10 protein-coding genes are annotated in these 17,684 nt (G+C 66.5%); 6 read left to right on the top strand and 4 right to left on the bottom strand.

Annotated features, from left to right (window positions below; genetic code table 11):
- Positions 1-42: 42 nt before the first annotated feature.
- Positions 43-396, bottom strand: coding sequence for a hypothetical protein (locus tag OG344_RS07560; RefSeq protein ID WP_405087581.1), 354 nt, complete (start codon positions 394-396; stop codon positions 43-45).
- 644 nt (positions 397-1,040) lie between these two features.
- Here OG344_RS07560 and OG344_RS07555 point away from each other — a divergent pair.
- Positions 1,041-2,504, top strand: a complete 1,464-nt coding sequence (locus tag OG344_RS07555; protein ID WP_405087580.1) for an RICIN domain-containing protein — start codon at positions 1,041-1,043, stop codon at positions 2,502-2,504.
- 406 nt (positions 2,505-2,910) lie between these two features.
- Here OG344_RS07555 and OG344_RS07550 read toward each other — a convergent pair whose 3' ends face one another.
- Positions 2,911-3,561 (bottom strand): hypothetical protein, encoded by a 651-nt coding sequence (locus OG344_RS07550; RefSeq protein WP_405087579.1) that lies wholly within the window; start codon positions 3,559-3,561, stop codon positions 2,911-2,913.
- Positions 3,558-3,743: a hypothetical protein gene (locus OG344_RS07545; RefSeq protein WP_405087578.1), complete on the bottom strand. Its 186-nt coding sequence runs from the start codon at positions 3,741-3,743 to the stop codon at positions 3,558-3,560. Before OG344_RS07545 ends, OG344_RS07550 begins: the two co-directional genes overlap by 4 nt.
- 650 nt (positions 3,744-4,393) lie before the next feature.
- On the opposite strand from OG344_RS07545, the gene OG344_RS07540 reads away from it, so the two are divergent.
- Positions 4,394-5,080: a DUF2637 domain-containing protein gene (locus tag OG344_RS07540; RefSeq protein ID WP_405087577.1), complete on the top strand. Its 687-nt coding sequence runs from the start codon at positions 4,394-4,396 to the stop codon at positions 5,078-5,080.
- Between the two features lie 197 nt (positions 5,081-5,277).
- Here the strand turns inward: OG344_RS07540 and OG344_RS07535 are convergent, their stop codons facing one another.
- Positions 5,278-6,366 carry a Dyp-type peroxidase gene (locus OG344_RS07535; RefSeq protein ID WP_405087576.1) on the bottom strand — a complete coding sequence of 363 codons (1,089 nt, stop codon included), beginning with the start codon at positions 6,364-6,366 and terminating at the stop codon, positions 5,278-5,280.
- 419 nt (positions 6,367-6,785) lie between these two features.
- On the opposite strand from OG344_RS07535, the gene OG344_RS07530 reads away from it, so the two are divergent.
- From OG344_RS07530 to OG344_RS07515, 4 genes are all read left to right on the top strand, one after another.
- Complete coding sequence (locus tag OG344_RS07530) at positions 6,786-14,213, top strand: RHS repeat-associated core domain-containing protein (protein ID WP_405087575.1); 7,428 nt, start codon at positions 6,786-6,788, stop codon at positions 14,211-14,213.
- An 8-nt stretch (positions 14,214-14,221) separates the two neighbouring features.
- On the top strand, positions 14,222-14,638 hold the full coding sequence (locus OG344_RS07525; RefSeq protein WP_405087574.1) for a hypothetical protein: 417 nt from the start codon (positions 14,222-14,224) through the stop codon (positions 14,636-14,638).
- Between the two features lie 574 nt (positions 14,639-15,212).
- Complete coding sequence (locus OG344_RS07520; RefSeq protein WP_405087573.1) at positions 15,213-16,907, top strand: recombinase family protein; 1,695 nt, start codon at positions 15,213-15,215, stop codon at positions 16,905-16,907.
- Positions 16,879-17,463 (top strand): DUF2637 domain-containing protein, encoded by a 585-nt coding sequence (locus tag OG344_RS07515; protein ID WP_405087572.1) that lies wholly within the window; start codon positions 16,879-16,881, stop codon positions 17,461-17,463. Before OG344_RS07520 ends, OG344_RS07515 begins: the two co-directional genes overlap by 29 nt.
- The last annotated feature ends 221 nt before the right edge of the window (positions 17,464-17,684 follow it).

Below are 17,684 nucleotides of genomic sequence, written 5' to 3'. Positions count from 1 at the left end.
CCCGCCGCTCATCCGGAAGCGGTACGGCCGAGCCGGACACCGTCATTCGCCAACCTCCACCCGCACTTGGACAACTCCCTGTGCCGTCTTCGGCAGGATCAGCGCCAGCCGGGTCAGGCTTCCACCCCACACAGCCGAGAGCATCGGATCGTCGAGCAGTGGGCCAGGCGTGTGGTCCGCCACCTGCTCGCCAGAGCTGTTCGCGGTGCCTACCATCGCCCTCCTTATCGCTTGGAGCCCAGTGTATCGATCGAATGTGATCAAAGATGATGGCCTGGCGACGATCGATGCCTCCTGGACCAGGACGGTGTCGTCGGCGACTAGGAGGTCGTCCAGGACGGCCGGGATGGGATACCGGCCGGCGACACCGGCCTCACGGCGTTTGGCCGCGCTCATCCCTTCCGCCTGGGGTTCGGCGCGCGAACCGTCTGAACACGATTCTTCCGCGCGACGGGGCATCGCGATCAGCGTCCCTCCGGGTGTCCAGCAGGGACGGCCCTCGGCCCGGTAGGCCGCAACGCTCTGCCTGAAAGTTACAGCGGCATTCGTCGCGGACCAGCGGTTCGAGCAAGTCGTCTCCATCGCTCTTGCCGCACGCCCGTCTCCTCCCTAGCGTGAGGCCCCCATGGGGTGATCGGTATTGAACTGTTTGCGCTAACAGTGAGAGGAGGTGGACAGGAGGAAAGTCGGCCCTCTCCGAGGTTCCGGCCGGCCCACCCGCCGTTCATCCATGGCCATGCTCGCCCTCTCCACCCGTTGTTCCCGCCACGTTCCACAGCCGCCGAGTGCGGTGAGGTGGCCGTGACAACGGAACCACCGACAACGGCTGGCGATCGGTGGCCGACAACTAGAACCCGACCGGCAGGCCGGTGCTGGGCGCGCAGGACATGTCGCGGCCCGGACGTAGGCCAGCCACCCATCAGCCGCGTCACCAACCTCTCGGAGCAGTACATCTAGTGATGGGACAATTCATGGCACTGATCATGGCGTCCGATGGTTATCCATCAAGACCATCGCGGAGCTTCCGGTCGTTTCGCCGGTTGCTGATCGCCCTTGTGGTGACCGCGCTCACCGCGGTGGCAGCCCTCGTCTCCGCGCCGTCGGCCAATGCCGCCACCAGCCAGTTCCGAGGCATGAACTGGGCCGTGCTGGGTGACAACTTCAGCACCGGCACGCTCGTCGTGCAGGGCCTGAGCCAGTCCGACAGCAACGCGACAGTACGGGCCAAGGCCAACGCCCTCTACGACCACATGGCCTCCACCATGGGGGTCAACACCGTCCGGTTGCCCATCAACACGCACACCGTGGCCAACACGACCTGGTGGAACTCCTACCGCGGCGCCATCGACGCCGCCACCGAGCGTGGATTCAAGGTCATCCTGGCCTACTGGGAGGACGGCGCCGCCTCCGGCGGCAGGATCACGAACCTCACCGCATGGAACGCCATGTGGTCCAGCGTGATCAACACGTACGGCTCGAACGGCAACGTCTACTTCGAGCCGATGAACGAACCGCACGGCTACTCATCGGCGGACTGGCGCAACGTCGCGGCGAACTGGCTCAGCTCCCACCCCTCGGCGGCGCCCGGCCGGGTGCTCATCGGCGGCACCGGCTTCAGCCAGGACCTGCGCGACATCTGCAACGACAGCCGCTTCAACTCGACGCTGCTGTCCTTCCACTACTACGCCTTCTTCTACAGCGCGATGACCTACGACGCCTTCCGAAGCCACATCCAGACGCTTCTGGGCAACTGCGCCTCCCGCGCGGTCGCGACCGAGTTCGGCGCGCCGATGTCCACCGGCCTCAACTACGGCGACGCGAACAGCACCGACAACTTCGTGCGCTACATCCGCGCCATGGCCCAGGTCATGCGTGACAACCAGATGGGCGGCACCTACTGGCCCGCCCTCGGCGGCAAGCCGGGCAACATCGGCTACGACTGGTACTCGATGTACGCCCTCGGCGGCAGCGGCACCAATCTCACCTTGACCATCCGCAACCAATCCGGCGCCGACCGGATCCGGTACGCCTGGGGCGACACCATCGGCGACTCCACCCCTTCGCCTTCGTCTTCGCCGCAGCCGGAAACGTTCTACCGGATCGACGCGCGCCACAGCGGCAAGGCCATGGACGTCCAACAGGCGAGCACCAGCAACAGCGCGCGCATCGACCAGTACACCTACGGCGGCAACGCGTGGCAGCAGTGGCGCTTCCAGGACGCCGGCAGCGGCTACTGGCGCATCATCAGCCGCCACAGCGGAAAGTGTCTTGATGTGGTGGGCGCTTCAACCGCCGACGGCGCCGAGCTCGTCCAGTACACCTGTGGCACCGGCACCAACCAGCAGTTCCAGATGGTCGCCAACGGTGGCTACTTCCAGCTCCGGGCACGCCACAGCGGCAAATGCGTGGACGTACCGTCCGCATCCACCGCGGACGGCGTGATCATCAAGCAGTACGCGTGCAACGGCGGCACCAACCAGCAGTGGTCGCGCACGGCCGTCTGACGGTCGTCCCGACGTAACCGCTCCGCGGTACATCCCTCCCCGGTGCCGATCCCGCGCTGTGCGGTCGGTGCCGGGGATCCGGATTGCGGCGTCGCGCGGTCGGCCCGAGGCGAGGTGCCGGTGTTGCCACCGGTCCGCCTCCCCGGGCCGCCGCCCCGAACCTGACGTGCGATTGTCACCACCGCGCGGCGGAAGCCAGCCCAGGAGATCGGGGCTGCAGGCGGGCCGAAAGGCAACTGGAACAACGGCAGGCCGCACTACCGGTGCAAGTCCCCGACCGAATACGCGGTGGCCGACAAGATCGACCCCCGCGGCGGCCTCCTGGCCTGGAGCCTCCTCGTGGTCGGCAGCCTCGCCAGCCTCGGCGCGAACATCGCCGTCGCCGAACCCAGCCTGATCGGCCGCATCATCGCCGCGTGGCCGTCGCCGGCCTTGATCGGCAGCTACGAACTCCTGATGTCCCAGATCCGCCGCTGCGCGGGAGGACGAGCAGAGCCTGAAGATCTCTTGGCTCTCCACCCTGACGATAGGCGAGCGCGTAACCGGCAAGATCCTCCCGCTGCTCGTGCCCGGTCAGCAGGGCCTGGACGACCAGAGTCCGAACGCACACCTCCATGCGGAGGACGCTGCGTTCAGCCTCTTCAAGCCGTAGGCGAGCGTCGTCCAGCGGGCCAGGAAGCAACTCATCTGTGTAGGTGTCAGTGGCAAGCGCCGGCGTGTGCGAGCTGTTGTATGCCTTCCGGGCCTGCCGCGCTCGTTCGGCGAGCGCCGCATAGAAGTCGTCCGGGCTGCCGTCCTCGCGACGTCCGGCTGCCACCAGCCAGGGGCAGCGGTTGTCCGGCCAAACCGCTCCCCGCCAACGCTGGATCTTGACCTTGAACAGGACGTTGTCGTCCACCGAGACAATGCGCTCCCGGGCGGTGTCCCCGGCGAATTGAGCAGACGCCTTGTGGATTAGTGGATGGTCGATCTCGTCCAGAGCTACGCGAGCAGGGGGTAGCTTGGCGATGCCGAGGTCTTCACGCAGGCAGCGGATGGTCGGACGGGTAGGGTTCACCCTTCCTCCACGCCGCCGAGCTCCTCGATCTGCTCCTTGGTCAGTCCGGAGACCAGTGCCACCCGGGCGGCGTGCGTCCCGTCCAGTTGGGCCATCGCCTCCTGCATGGCCGCATGCAGCTCGGCCTGACGGACCTTGAGGTACACCCGTACGGCCTGTGCCACGAACTCCTTCTTCGTCACGTGAAGAAAGTGAGCCCCGTGCGAGATCAAGCGATCGGTTTCGGAGTCAACCTTCAGCGGTGCCACATTCGAGCCACCCACGACAAACCTCCAGTACCCAAAGGTACCCGCTGCTCTGGCCGGGCGAAAGCCGTACGCTCGGACTCGCGAGAGGTGGTGGGCGATGCGCTACCGCAGAGCGGTGGAGAGGCTGCGGATCCTCGCCGAGGCCTGTGAGCGGACCAAGCGGATGCCGCTGGAGGAGCCGTTCCTGCGCGAGGCGTAAGTGTTCGGTGATGTGGTCGCCGGTGACGATCCGCTCAAGAGGGTGGAGGTCGCCTTCGTGCTGAACCTCCCGCCGGAGGAGGTACCTATCAGGCGGACGTCCCCGCGCTGGTGACGGTTGTCGGAGGCGAAAGGATCACCATCAGGACGTGACAGGCGGCTCCCCGGCGACTCGAACCCCCATGGAGGACTATGCAGTGCACCCGTAGCTGAACCGGTCGATAAATGCGAAACGCCCGGACAATCCTGCCCGAGCGTCGGCTCAATCCTGCATATTCATACGACCCTATGAATGATCTTGGTGTCCGAGGGGGGACACACGCGATACGTACATGCCCTTCGCGGCGTCCACCACTCTCGTTCTCCCTGGCCGGGAGGGCTGAGCGGTGGGAGAGCCGAGCACTCAAGCTGTTCGCCGCATCCAACGTACGACGATCGCTGGTGTCGCGCTACTGGCGCTGATCGCGGCCGTCGTGTCGTTCAGGCACATGCACGAGCTCTGCCTGCGCCATGGTGAGGACCGCTTGGCGGCGGTGCTCATCCCCCTCGCCGTCGACGGCCTGATCGTCGTCGCTTCGATGTCGATCCTGCTGGCCAACCGGTACGGTTCCCGCGGCGGCCTCCTGGCCTGGAGCCTGCTCGTGGTCGGCAGCCTGGCCAGCCTCGGTGCGAACGTCGCCGTCGCCGAGCCCAGCCTGATCGGGCGCATCATCGCAGCCTGGCCATCCCTGGCTCTGATTGGCAGCTACGAACTCCTGACGTCCCAGATCCGCTGCTTCGCAGGAGAACAGGCCAAGGCTCAAGACCTGCCTGCTCTATGCTCCGAACCTGTTGCTGTGGCGGAGCCTGACCCTGGCGATCGCCGAGATCATCAGAAGAAAGACGCCGAGCTATTCCCTGACAGCAGTGAGAACGGCCGGACGCTGCAGCGAGAGGCCTGGCGGTGGGCACAGCAGAACCGTCAGGAGGACGGAGACCTGCCCAGCGGCGTCGCCATCGCCCGGGCCTTCGCCCGCAGCCCTCGATGGGGCCGTCTGGTCAAGAACGCCGGTCTCGCGGGCGAATTCACTTGAGCCCAGCGGTGTGCTCCAGCTGAGGGCAGGAGCATCCAATAGAGCCGCCGAGGTCTGACGGGGACAACTCGCCGCGGGGCGTCATATCTCTGGACCGATCTCGACCACAGAGATCCCCTCACCCTCGCCTCTGAACGGGCGCTCTTCCAGTTCGGCGGCGTCCGAGAAGGCGGGCAAGCCTAAGCGGGTTCCTGACCTCAGCGATCCCAGTACCGGTCGGGGTCCAGTTGGGCGGGGACGAAAAAATAGCCACCGCCTGTCGTGAGTGTGTACCGGCCCAGAGCCTCGCCCGCCAAGCGTCGCTGGACGGCTTCGAACCCACGTGTCAGGTCGGCCTGGTAGCAGACGAACAACAATCCCTCGTCCAGGTTGCCGAAAGCATCTCTGCCCCGACTGTAGGAGAAACTGCGGCGAAACAGGCGAGGCGGTTCGATTTCCGGCAGACGGGGATTCGCCCGGCGAACGTGGGAGTCCAGTGGAGTGGTTGATCCATCGGCGTCTCCGAACGGTGTGTTGGCGAACGGGGCAGTTCCGTCCAGGCGCGTTCCGTCACGCCGCCTCCCAATGATCTTTTCCTGCACGTTCACGGGGTCGGCGTCCCATAGGGCCTGGGCTAGCCGGATGAGACGGACCACCTGGTAGGTGCCGGCGCGTGCCCAGACCGGCTCTCGTGCCGTGTCGGGGACCTCGATCATTTCTCGCAACGCCCGCTGGCTGCCTTCACGCTCTGGATTACCGTAACCTTCTGTGAACCCGAAGAGATTGCGGGTGAGCGCGCGGCCGTTCTCCTCTCTGTTGTCCATTCTGAAGCCGTGCACCGACCAGCGGGCTCGGTGGTGGGGGGTCTGGCTTAGCAGGTCATGAGTTGCGCTCTGTGCCTCTTCCGTCGCCGCAGCGCAAATTTGAATCAGTACATCTCCGTGTGTGAAATCCGGATGGAGTAGGTCCCCCGGGAATGACGGCATCTGTCTCAACTGCCGGGGGCGTTGAAAAGGTACTCCCTTATCAAACAGCGATGCCCCGAATCCGATGGTGATCTCGACAGAGGCGGGCAACATCAGCATCGAAGTCCTGAGTCTGCGGAAGAACGGCGTGGCCGAACCGATGTCGATGTCGATGGCGGTGAAAATCGCGTACCTAGGTGGCGGTGACATGAGCAGGATCGGCTGAGGAGCCCTCGGGCTGTATCCACCGCTGCTGCTCGGGAGTAGAGCGCTGCCCACCACCGTCCCCGCCGTTGTCAGCGCCTTCCTCCGAGACAGCGGCCCATTGAGAATTTCGGGCATCGGTGAAGGGTAATTCCGACGACCCCTATCCCGCCATGCATGCAAATCGCCTGATGGGTCACTCATTAACGTGATTTCTTGCTCATGGGCCCCTTGAAAGGATGGGTTTCCTATTCGGCTCTTGCTAGGGGTTGCGCCTTGTGTCACGATCCTCCTGTCGACAGTGATCTTCAAGCGAGTTGCACAACGTGTCAAGAGGTGCGGGACGGCCGGCCCTCGAAGATTCTGCGGACGGACGGGGCATGCGCACAAGGGGACGTTTCACGGTCGTTGCCGCTCTACTCTGCCTGAGCATGGCGTTGCCCTCGATTCCGAGCCGCTCGGCCTCAGAATCTGATTCAGCGCGATATCCGGCTCGTGTCGATTCCGGAAACGCCACCGTCCCGAAATCTCCCACCGCTGGACCACATCCCGTGGAAGTGGGCATCGCAGGAGTCGCAGATGCCGTCAGCCCAGAACCTGGTCCGGCCACTTACGCCTACGACGCCGCCGGACGCCTGGTCGGGGTAAGCCAGCCCTCGGGGGACACGGCCCGCTACCGTTACGACCCCACCGGCAACCTGCTCGGCGTGGACCGCTTTCCGTCCAGCGACCTGTCGGTGCTGAGTGTGGTTCCCACCTCCGGGCGTCCGGGGGCGACTGTGACCGTCAGCGGCACCGGCTTCTCCGCCACCGCGTCGGCGAACCAAGTGACCTTTAACGGCACGGCGGCGACGGTCACCGAGGCGACCCCCACTTCGCTCGAAGTGAAGGTGCCGGCCGCGGTGACGGCGGGCCCGGTGCGCGTGCAGGTGGGTGGCACCACGGTCACCGGGGAGATGTTCACCGTCGCCGCTGCGCCACCGGCCGTCACCGGAGTTTCGCCTACGTCCGGGCCGCCCTCCACGACCGTGACGCTGACTGGCTCGGGCTTCGATCCGGTGCTCGCTAACAACGTGGTGGACGTCAACGGCACGCTGGCCGAGGTGACGGCGGTCACCGCCACCAGCCTGCAGTTCGTGGTCCCCCTCGGGGCGACTACGGGCGACATCCTCGTCACCACCCCCGCAGGCGGCACGCAAGCACCCGGTCAGTTCTCCGTGCCCTACCCGGGCGTTGACACCGCCCTTATTGAGAGCGTCACCCCCATGGTGGTCGGCGGCGCGGCGCAGGCCGTCAGCGTCGGCACCGCGGGCAAGGCCGCACTGGTAGTGTTCCGCGCCCCCGACGACGGCCAGGTCGGCATCGGGCTGACGGCCTCGACCTTCAGCGGCTCGATCGATGCCCAGGTGGTTGGTCCCAAGGGCAAGGCGGTCGCCGAGCTGTCTGGCATTCCGGCCCGCGATTTGGAGCTGACCCGTCTGGAGGCCGGTGCCACCTACCAATTGCTGCTCGACCCCAACGTCTCGACGGACACTGGCCAGGTACTGGTAACCCTGAGCGCTCCGGTCGGCGGGCAGCTCATTGTGAACGGCACGGCGTCGGTCGCCGCAATGTCCAGGCCTGGCCAGGACGGACTCTTCACCTTCACGGGCCATGAGGGTGATGATCTCAGCCTGGGCTTCACCGCCAATACGCTGACCAGCTACGCCTTAGTCGACGTTCTCGCCCCCGACCTGTCGATTCTGGTCGACAACCTGCACCTCAACAACAACGGGACAACCGACATCGACCTTCCGGTGCTCGACGAGTCCGGCACCTACGTGGTCCGCATCGATCCCAATCAGGCGGCGACCGGCGACATCACCCTCACACTGTCGGCCGCGCAGACCGCTGTCCTGACCTCCTTGGGTGCCGCGACCCAGATCTCCATCACCCGCCCCGGCCAGGACGTGGTCGTCACCTTCAATGGGGTCGAGGGCGAGATGGCCAACATCGGCCTCACCTCCAACAGCCTCAATCAGGACACCAAGTTCACCGTCAAGGACCCTTCCGGGAACGTCCTGGTCGACTGGACCTTCCTGAAAATCTACTCCGCCTCCGACATCGATCTCACGCGGCTGCCCGCCACCGGCACCTACACCATGCGGCTCGACCCCGCGTCAGCCGGCACGGGCGGGGTGCGGCTGACGTTGTCGCCTCCCGCCACCGCCGGGCCGCTCACGGCGAACGGCACCGCGCTGACTGCATCGATCACCCGCCCCGGCCAAGACGCCGTCTTCACCTTCACCGGCACGGCCGGTACGAAGGTCAACCTCGGGCTGAGCACCACACTGACCAAGAACGCCTACATCTATGTCAGCAAACCGGATGGTTCGCTCCTGGTGGACGGGCGGCTCCTGGTGGCATACACCAAGGGCAACGTCGACCTGGCGCTACCCGCCGACGGCACCTACCGGCTCCGGCTCGACATCGTCGACGCCGGGACTGGCAACATCACCGCGACGCTGTCCACCCCCCTGGCCGTCGGCGAGGTTACCCCCACGGGAGCCGCGAAGACGGTGACAATCAGCCGTCTCGGCCAGAACGCCGTCCTGACCTTCACCGGGACGGCCGGGCAGGCGGTGAACTTCGGGTTTACCTCCAACACGTTCACCGACCAGATCTATCTCGACTTCGTCGCACCCGACGGGACGGTCGTGGTCGACAACCGGAGTGTCGCCGCGTACGCCAAGAGTGACCTGGACCTGCTGTCGCTCCCGGCGTCCGGTACCTACCAGCTCGTCATCGACCCCGCGTACGGGGTGACCGGAAGCATCACCGTGACCGGCTCCCTGTCGGTCCTGCCCGGCGAGCTCGCCGTGAACGGCGCGGGGCTTCCGGCCACGCTCGCCCGGGCCGGGCAGGACGCCGTCTACACCTTCACCGGCACCAGCGGGCAGCTTCTCCGGCTGAACGTGTCCGGCGTGGCGTCGTTCGGCGGAAGCAACGTGTTCGTCACAGTCATCAAACCCGACGGCACCGAACTGAACGGGTATGCCACGCTCAGCGCCGACGGGGTGGTCACCGTGCCGGCCCTGCCCGTCTCCGGGTTCTACAAGGTCGTGGTCGACATCGGCAACGCGGCCACCGGGACGGTCACCCTCGCGCTCGCCACCAGGACAGCCGCAGCGCGGGCTGCACGCGCCGCACCGGCTTCCGCATCCTCGCAGGCTCCCACACCTACGCTCGCTCCCACGCCGGCGGCGTCCCACTCGGCGCTCACGCCTCCGCACGCCCAGGCGATGGCGGGTGAGGCGATGGGCAAGGGCCCGTCATGGCAACCGGATGGCGCCAACCTGAGTGGTTTCGACTGGAATATCCGGCGTGGCCCCGCGCAGCAGGCGCAGACGCTGACCGCCGCGTCGGGCCAGACCGCGCTGTCCGGTCAGGTCCGTACCGTCGACGGCCGGGCGCTGCCCCACGTCGCCGTACGGCTCGGCGAGGCGCGCGGGGAAACCGACGCCCAGGGCAGGTTCCTGCTCACCGGCGCACCTGCGGGCACCGAAACGCTGGTCGTCGACGGCGGGTCGGCGGGCCGCAAGGGCGTCAGATACGGCCACTATGAGATCAAGGTAGAGGTAGCCGCCGGCAGGACCACCGCGTTGCCGTACACGATCTGGATGCAGCAGCTCGACACAAAGCACATGCTGCGCTTCCCCTCACCGACGACCGCGGAGACCGTGCTGCGGACCCCCAAGATCCCAGGACTGGAGGTGCGCATCCCCGCCGGCTCCGTCATCCGCGACGGCGACGGCAACGTCGTCACCGAGCTGGGGATCACACCGATCCCGATCGACCGTCCGCCATTTCCACTGCCCGAACGCGGCATCGTCCCGGTCTACTTCACCGTGCAGCCCGGCGGAACGTACATCTTCCCCGACGGGGCGCAGATCATCTATCCGAACTACACCAAGCTCCCGGCCGGTACCCGCGTGGACTTCTGGAACTACGACCCTGAGCGGCGCGGCTGGTACGTCTACGGCAAGGGCCGGGTGAGCGCCGACGCCCGCCAGGTCGTTCCAGACCCCGGCACCAAGGTGTGGGCGTTCCACGGCGCCATGTTCAACACCACCTTCATCCCGCCCTGGCTGAAGAAATGGGTGAAAGACTTCACCGACTGGCTGTCGGGCGATCCGGTGGAACTGTCGTCGGGCCTGATGTCCGACACCCGCACCGACCTCGCCGTCGATGATGTGATGCCGATCGACGTCACCCGCGTCATGTGGCAGGGCGACGTCGAGTCACGTGAGTTCGGGGCCGGGATCACCTCCCGCTACGGCATGATCCTCCACTCGGAGCACCAGTACACCGAGGTGGACCTGTACATCCCCGGCGGCGGCAAGGTCCACTATGTGCGGACCTCGCCCGGCGTCAGCTTCACGGACGCGGTGTTCGAGGCGCGTGGCACCACCGGGGAGTTCCAAGGCTCGAAGGTGTGGTTCAAGGGGAACGGCAGCTGGGTCGGCGACTGGCGCCTGACCCTCCGCGACGGCACCGAGTATGTCTTCCCGCAGTACTCACGGCTCAGCGCGATCCGCGACCGGTACGGCAACGAGATCCGGCTCACCCGGGCCGCCAACCCGACCGAGGACCTGACCCAGATCACCTCCCCCAGCGGTAAATGGATCAAGCTGAGCTACGACGCCCAGCATCGCGCCATCCAGGCCCGCGACAACATCGGCCGTACGGTCGCGTACACCTATAACGCCGCCGGGCGCCTGGAAACCGTGACCGACCCCGCGGGCAAGGTAACCCGCTACACCTACGACTCCGCCGGACGCCTCGCCACGGCCAAGGACGGCCGCGGAATCACCTATCTGACCAACGAGTACGACACGGCGGGGCGCGTCCGGCGGCAGACGCTCACCGACGGGCAGGTGTACGACTTCGTCTACACCACCGACGCGAACGGCCAGATCACCGAGACACGCGTCACCGAACCCGGCGGCAGGGTGCGGCGCCTCACCTTTGCGAACGGTCTGGTAAGCACCGACACCACCGCGTACGGCACGCCGCTGGCACGTACCGTCACCTACGAACGCGGCACCGACCAGCAGGTGGACGCCATAGTCGACCCCTTCGGGCGGCGCAAAACCTACCACTACGACATGAAGGGGAACGTCACCTACACCACGCTGCTGGCAGGCACCGCGAACGCCACCGATTCGGCCAAGGTCACCTATGCGGGACCGTACGGTCAGCCGACCAAGATCGTTGACAGGCTGGGCAAGACGACGAAGTTCGGCTACGACCAGAACGGCAACCTAGCCTCGGTCACCGACCCGATGGGCCGCTCCGCGACCTACGTGCACAACCGCGCGGGACAGCTGACCTCGGTTACCGATCTCACCGGGCAGACCACGACGTTCGCCTATCGTCACGGCCAACTGGTCGGCGCCACCGACTCGGCGGGCGCCACCACGACCTTCTTCGGAGACGCCGCGGGGCGCCGGATCGGGGTCACCGCTCCCAACGGTACGACCTCGCGTGTGTTCTACGACTCCCGCAATCAGGTCACCCAGACCATCGACCCGCTCAGCCACACGCTGACGTTCGGCTACGACGACACCGGCAACCTGCGTACGCTCACCGATGCCCGCGGGCACAGCATTACCTGGAACTACGACGACTCCGACCGGATTATCGGGTTCACCGACCCGCTGGGCCGTTCCTCCTCCACCGCCTACGACGCCGCGGGACGCCCCGCCACCACCGTGAGCCGCAAAGGCACAGTCACTCAGATCGACTACGACACGCTGAACCGGCCCACCCGCGTCTCCTACGGCGTCAGCGGCACCACCGCGGAGTCGCGCTCCACGCTCTCCTACGACGCCTTCGACCGGTTGCAACAGGTAACTGACACCGCGACGGCCGCCCCGGCCACCTTCGGCTACGACGACCTCGACCACACGACCCAGGTGACCACGGCGAACGGCGCGATCGGTTACACCTACGACGTCGCGCACCGGCTTGCCTCCATGACCGCCGCCGGTCAAACTCCGGTCACCTATACCTACGACGACGCCGGTGACGTCACCCGCGTCGCCCAGGGCGCTCAGCAGACCGACGTCCACCGCGACGGCTCCGGACGCGTCGACCGTCTCGACCTGCCCGGCTCCTGGAGCCAGAACTACACCTACGACACACGCAACCGGGTCACGGCCGTGACCTACAAACACGGCACCACCGTCAAAGGCGTGCTGAACCAGAAGTACGGCCCCACAGGCGACCTGACCGAGGCCACCGGCGACTTCGCCCGGATCGCCCTGCCCCAAGCCGTTACCGGCCTGACCTACGACGACGCCAACCGCCTGACCGGCCGAGGCGGCCAGACCCTCACCTACGACAACGACGGCAACCTAACCAATGACGGCACCACCACCTACAACTGGAACGCCCGCGGCGAGCTCACCGGCCTGAACCGCACCGGCCTGAGCGCTACCTTCGGCTACGACCCCCTCGGGGACCGGGACCGCCGCACCGTCGCAGGCAACAGCCGCACCTACCTGAACGGCCAGGGCAACCCCGTAACCGAGACCGACGGCACCGGCCCCAGCACGACCCTGCTCTCCGGCGGCACCGACCGCTGGCTCGCGCGTACCTCGCCCGCCGGCACCCGGGCGTACCTGACCGATCCACTCGGTTCTGTCCTAGCGCTGGGCGACGCATCCGGCCAGATCACCGCGTCCTACGCCTACGACCCGTACGGCAACGCCACCGTCAGCGGCGACCCGGAAGGCAATGCCCTGACCTACACCGGCCGGGAGAACGACGGCACCGGCCTGATGTACTACCGGGCCCGTTACTACAGCCCCACGCTGCAGCGTTTCATCAGCGAGGACCCTATCGGGGTCGCCGGCGGCACCAACCTGTACGCCTACGCCGCGAACTCCCCGACGAACTACACCGACCCCTCCGGCAACAACCCCCTGGTCGTCGGCTGCCTGGTCGGAGGCCTTACCGACGGCGCAATCGACTACCTCAGCCAGCGCCTGTCAGGCCGCAAGGTCGACTGGGGGCTGAGCGGCGTAGGCGGGGCGGCCCTGAGCGGCTGCCTGCTGAACGGCCTGTTCGGCGCGTTCGCCAAGCTGCCCAAGTTCGGGCGGTGCCTGCTCAACAGCTTCACCGCCGACACCCTAGTGGTGATGGCCGACGGCAGCCGTAAGCCGATCTCCGCCGTACGCGTCGGAGACAAGGTGCTGGCCGCCGACCCGGAGATCGGCAAGACCCGTCCCGAAGAGGTCACCGGCCTCATCATCGGGGAAGGCGACAAACAGCTCACCCACATAACCGTCGACACGGACGGCCCAGGCGGAACCGCGACTGGGACGGTCACCGCGACGGGCGGGCATCCCTTCTGGGAACCGATCCTCGGAAAGTGGCTTGCCGCCGACCGGCTGAAGCCGGGCATGTGGCTGCGCACCGGCGCGGGCACCCATGTCCAGGTCACCGCGGTCGCAAGGGAGACCACTCACACACGCGTTTACAACCTGACCGTCGCCCATCTGCACACCTACTATGTGCTGGCGGGCGCTACCCCCGTCCTCGTCCACAACAGTGGCTGTGCGCCGGATGGGCTGGCACGTGTCCACCTGCACCCGCCGGCAGCGCCAGGTGAGGCGGGGCACGCTTCCATCGAAGTGATCCAATTCGGGGGAGATTCGATGCACACGCATCAATTGGGGACCATTGGAACGAAGGCATTCTCCCGAACCTGGACTGGGGGGCCCGGAGTCGACGGGATCATCGAGATCCCACTGCCCAGGGCGGGTGGTGCCCTTGCTGCGCAGGAGGTATACCAGGCGCGAGGAGTGCTTGGGCTATATGATCTGGAGCGTAAGAGTTGCCTGACTTACTGTGGCGACATTCTTCGAGCTGGCGGGGTTGAAGGAGTTCCTAAAACTACCAGCGGCATTCTGTCCTGGCTCTTCAATACTAATTTTTGAAGGGGGTGATGGAAGTCAACAACTTTCCTGAATGGATGCAGGAGTTTCGTGATCCCCCGCCAAGCTGGACGCCGCCGGAAGAGCTGACGGTGCCCACGCCGGTGCCGTCGCTTAACCTTGCACTATCGATTCTGGCGAGCTCGGTCATCGGGAATGATCTCGTCGAACTTGTCGGTTCGTGGATCTCTGCGATGGCCAGACTGAACATGTGGTACAAGGATCCCGGGCGGCGCCCACTCCGCAAGGGTGAGCTTCCACAAATTCTCGTGTTGTCAGGCAACGTGGCCGGCGAGATCTACGGTTTTTGGCAGGCGTACCTGCGTGCCCTTGAGGACCCATCTTCGGAATACGGTGATCGTGAGTACCAGGCCTTGCTTGACGCGGTTCGTGATGGGACGCAGGCCATCCACGCTGCAATGGCATAAGTACGGGTCAGTCGCGCCGATCATTAGGGCTGAAGCGTTCTCAGGTTGCGAGACCGAGTAGCTGAAGGCCGTCCGCGGGGTCGCTGCGGTAGTGGTCGGTGGCCGCGGCGATGTTGGTCCAGCCGATCAGTCGGGCCAGGGCCGATGGCCAGGTTGCGGAAGCTCGCCATGATGCGGGTGCGGCACTGGTCCTCGTCTTGCAGGCGTCTCGCGGTAGATGACGTCGCGGATGTGGTGCAGGGCTTCGATGCTCCAGGGGCCGCGGATCAGTCCGGCGAGGACAGTCGAGCGAAGTGGGAAATTTGGGAGGTTATGTTCTGTCACTGGCCAGACGGTAACAAGATGGTTGCCCCTTGCCCGTAATTCCTGCTTATTCAGCATTCGATCTTTCGCTGTAGAAACCTGAAGCCGAAGAGAATTTTCTGGCTTGACGGAGTTGTGGGCGATGGTTCCCACGATGATGCCCCCATTGCCGGCGGCGGCAGGGCCAGGCCACGAGAACACACTCGCGGCGTGGGCGGCGCGGTCGGCACTCCGCCGGACGAGCGTACCGGTCAGGGGCGGGTTGCGGTTTGTGTTCTACGGGCGGGTGTCGACGGAGGATCATCAAGATCCGGTGACGTCGCAGGCGCGGCAGCGGGCTCAGGCCGGAGCGTTAGTGACGGGGTTCGGACGGATCGTGGGCGAGTACTTCGGTGTCGGGCAGAGCCGGGTGCTGCCGTGGGTGCGCCGTCCGGAGGCGGCGGCGCTGTTGGTGGCGATGGCCGATCCGGACCGCGGGTTCGATGCGATCGTGGTGGGGGAGTACGAGCGGGCGTTTTACGGCAGCCAGTTCGCGTTGATGGCGCCGCTGTTCGAGCACTACGGGGTGCAATTTTGGCTGCCGGAGGTGGGTGGCCGGGTCGACTTCAGCGCCGAGGGGCACGAGCAGATGATGATCGGGCTGGGGATCCAGTCCAAGCGGGAGATCACCCGGACCCGGATCCGGGTGCTGACATCGATGGCCGCCCAGGCCCGGGAGCAGGGCCGGTACCTTGGTGGCCGTCCGCCGTACGGGTACCGACTGGTGGACGCGGGCCCGCATCCGAACCGGGCGCATGCGGCGTGGGGGCGGCGGACGTTGCGGCTGGAGCCGGACCCCGGCACCGCACCCATCGTGCGGTGGATGTTCGCACAGAGGTTGGCCGGGCACAGTCTGGCCCGGATCGCCCGGGCGCTCAACGACATGCAGGTGCCGTGCCCCTCGGCGGCCGACCCGGTGCGTAATGCGCACCGGTCGGGCGCGGGGTGGGCGGTGACCACGGTGGGTCCCATCGTGGGCAATCCCCGGTACACCGGGCGGCAGGTGTGGAACAGGCAGCCCACCGAGCACGAGTTGATCGATCCGGGCAACACCGGGCTGGGTCATCGCCAGGTGCAGCGATGGGGCCTGCCCGACGGATGGGTCATCTCGACCAAGCCCGCGCATCCGGCGCTTGTCAGCGAGGAGGACTTCATCGCGGTCCAGGGCATGCGCGCCGCCCGGGTCACCGCCCACCCGGACCGCCGCTACCTACTGGCAGCGCTGCTCGGCTGTGGGGTCTGCGGGCGGCGGCTGGAATCATGCTGGGCCAACGGCCGGGAGGCTTACCGCTGTCGGCACGGCCACACCACCGCTACCGGCCCCGCCCCCGCCCGGGCCAGAAACCTGTACGTCCGCCAGGACCGGATCCTGCCGCACCTGCAGGCCCTGTACCTGCTGTTGTCCGGACCCGATCCCGTCGACTGGTCGGCCGTGCCGCCGGCGGATATGGAGGTCATTGAGCATTTGCGAAACCGCAAGATTACCCTGATCTACGATCCGGTGTCTCGCACGCTTCGCACCGCCACGCCCAGGAAGGTGAGCGTCATCCTCGACCGCGCCCACTGGCCCGGGCGATCACGAGCCATCCGCGAGATCCCCGACGTCTGGAAAGGAGGCACACTCAGACCACCAGAACGCCCGCATCGGCCAAGGGCCGATGCCTGGGTGGCCTCTCGCCATGTCCGGATATGCCCGGCTGTATACAAGTTACGTGTCCGAGGGGGACACGCTCGATACGTACATGCCCTTCGCGGCGTCCACCACTCTCGTTCTCCCTGGTCGGGAGGGCTGAGCGGTGGAGGAGCCGAGCACTCACGCTGTTCGCCGCATCCAACGTACGACGATCGGTGGTGTCGCGCTACTGGCGCTGATCGCGGCGGTCGTGTCGTTCAGGCACATGCACGAACTCTGCCTGCGTCACGGTGAGGACCTCCTGGCGGCGGTGCTCATCCCGCTCGCCGTCGACGGCCTGATCGGCGTCGCCTCGATGTCCATCCTGCTGGCCAACCGGTACGGCTCCCGTGGCGGCCTACTAGCCTGGGGCCTCCTCGTGGGCGGCAGCCTCGCCAGCCTCGGCGCGAACGTCGCCGTAGCCGAGCCCAGCCTGATCGGGCGCATCATCGCCGCTTGGCCTTCACTGGCCTTGATCGGCAGCTATGAACTCCTGATGTCCCAGATCCGCCGCTGCGCGGGAGAACAGCCAGAAGCTGAGGATCTTCCTGCTCTCGATGCTGATCCTGTCACCGCTGTGGACGCTGACCTCGAAGAGCAGCAAGACGATGGGGAGAAAGACGCCGATCTCTCCGCTGAGCAAGATGGGAACGCCCGGACGCTGCAGCGAGAGGCCTGGCGATGGGCGCAGCAGATCCGTGCGGAAGACGGAGATCTGCCCACAGGCGTCGCCATCGCCCGGGCCTTCGCCCGCAGCCCCCGCTGGGGCCGCCTGGTCAAGAAGGCCGGGCTGGCCGGCGAACTCGGCTAACGCTGGGTTGATAATTCGGTGCTTCGACCGCCCGGGTCGGCGATCGCCGATGCGCCTGGGCGGCTGGCTGCTGAGGCAGCTCCGATTCCGACGGCCCCGGCTCAGGATCGGGCCGGATCCTCAGCGTGTCGCCGAAGCCGTCGGTGACCATGACGGGCAGGGGTCCAATGACCGGCACCGGTGCGTCGGCAACCTGCCAGGCCTCGTGCAGGCGATTGGGG

It is taken from the genome of Microbispora sp. NBC_01389, from assembly GCF_045040095.1.
In the GTDB taxonomy this organism is placed as follows: domain Bacteria; phylum Actinomycetota; class Actinomycetes; order Streptosporangiales; family Streptosporangiaceae; genus Microbispora.
Note: the sequence above shows the minus strand (reverse complement) of the source record. Positions and strands in the feature narration are given on the sequence as shown.